The organism is Microcoleus sp. BM001215392 (assembly GCF_036700185.1).
Lineage (GTDB): Bacteria > Cyanobacteriota > Cyanobacteriia > Cyanobacteriales > Microcoleaceae > Microcoleus.
Genome location: NZ_JAUBOJ010000663.1, coordinates 1 through 1,831 on the forward strand (window position 1 = coordinate 1; position 1,831 = coordinate 1,831).

The window sequence follows — 1,831 nt, forward strand, 5'->3', positions numbered from 1 at the left end:
CCTTGCAAAGCCGGGCCCGCATTTTGGGAAATCGCCGCGATGTCGCTGCTAGGAACTAGAGAAGTAGGACTTACTTGTAGGGCACCAAATTGAGCATCTGTTAATCCCAAACTACCTCGCACTTGTTCGCGACTAACTGCTGTGAAGCCGAAGACATTCGGGACATTGATATTCACGCGGCCCCCGGCGGCGCTCTTGGCGTTGGCGGTGATGTCGCTATTTTCTTGCGGGAGGGCCACAAGAATGTTGCTGTTAATGTTAATGTTGCCGCCGTCGGAAGCACCCGCATCGGTGGTAATTCGGCTGTTGCGGCGCAATTGGATGTCTCGCGCTTGCAGGTTAATATTTGCTCCAGTACCTGATACGGTGGTGCCGTCAATCCTAGCTTTGTTGTCAAGCCCGATCGAATTTGCGGCAATATTGATGTTACCAGCGCGCCCGGTTCCCGTGGCCTGCACCGTGACTGTAGCTCCATCTCTGACAATTAGTCGATCGCGCGCCGTCAGATTCAGCGAACCCGCATTTGCTGTAGCATTGGGATTAGTACCGAATGTCTTGCCCACCGAAGCATCAATTGTACTGACAAACAAACCGTTATTGCCACTGCCGCTCACCTGGATGCGATCGGCATTAACAGTAATATTCCCCACATCTCCCGCCCCCAAAGAACTGGTAGAAACTATTCCCCCATCCCGCACGGTTAAGCTTGGCGTATCAATGCGAATATCCCCGCCCCGACTAGAGCTCAAAGTTCCAGAAGTCAGCGCACTAGCATTCTGAATTCCGCTGGTCAAAAGTTGAGAAATGCCCGAAATTTCTACTGATTCTGTAGCCCTAACAGTTAAATTTCCAGCAGGCCCGCCCTCTTGAGAAAACAAAAACCTGCCAACTAAAACACCCGTTCCTAATGTAAAAGCAGAACCTCCAGAAAGAGTCAACCGCTTCGTATCAACGTTAATATTCCCCGCCCTTCCGTTAGAACCAATACTCAGCGTGCTAATTCCAGTTGACACAACTGTTCTCGGGCCGGTGTTAGATAATTCTACCGATTCAGCAGCTTTAATGTTGATATTCCCAGACGAGCCACTGCTGTAGCTTGTCGTACCCAGAAGAGAACCGTCGCGCATAATTAATCTCGCGACATCAATAGTAATACTTCCTCCCGCACCGGTACTTTCTTTCGCTGTCCCGTTGTTGATTCCAGAACTCACCATCTCAAAAGTATTGGCGCGAATGATTAAATTTCCGCCCCTTCCACCGCCAAAAGTGATCCCGCTACCTACTACCCCATTGTTGAGGAGCAGGCGGTTGGTGTCGATCGTAATATTTCCCCCCGAACCAGCACCAGCACTAGCATTAAACAGCACAAATAGCGGGTCAAACGGGTCTGTAGTTCCGGATACCAGATATTTAATTACAACTTGTTGATACCCATCAACTCCCAGCCCGCTCATTTCTACTGAATCAGCAGCGCGGAAGTTGATATTGCCTCCCGCACCATCTCCTAGAGTCAGAGTAGAAAATTGGGTGCCGTTTTGCACTCGCAACTTTTGGGCATTGATATCGATACCTCTACCATCAATATTTCCGAGTGTCAGCGCATAAATTCGCGCACCGCTGATGGCGACATTTCCACCTTTAATCTCAACTGAGCCGCCACCGGTTCCGCTCGTGTTGATGAGTGTTCCATCGGATATTTGAATGTTGCCGAAGTTCTGAATATTGCCATAATTAACAGTTAAACTCCCCTGTTCCCCCGCTGTCAGTGCAAAATTAACTACACCCGGACTGGCCACGCTACCGAGCAAAACTTGTCCGCCACTAGCCGTTA

The 1,831-nt window shown here is 49.8% G+C and carries 1 protein-coding gene; it reads right to left on the reverse strand.

Features of this window, described 5'->3' with window-relative positions; genetic code table 11:
* A partial coding sequence (locus QT974_RS33930) for a beta strand repeat-containing protein (protein WP_442933240.1) occupies positions 1 to 1,831 on the reverse strand: 1,831 nt, incomplete at both ends.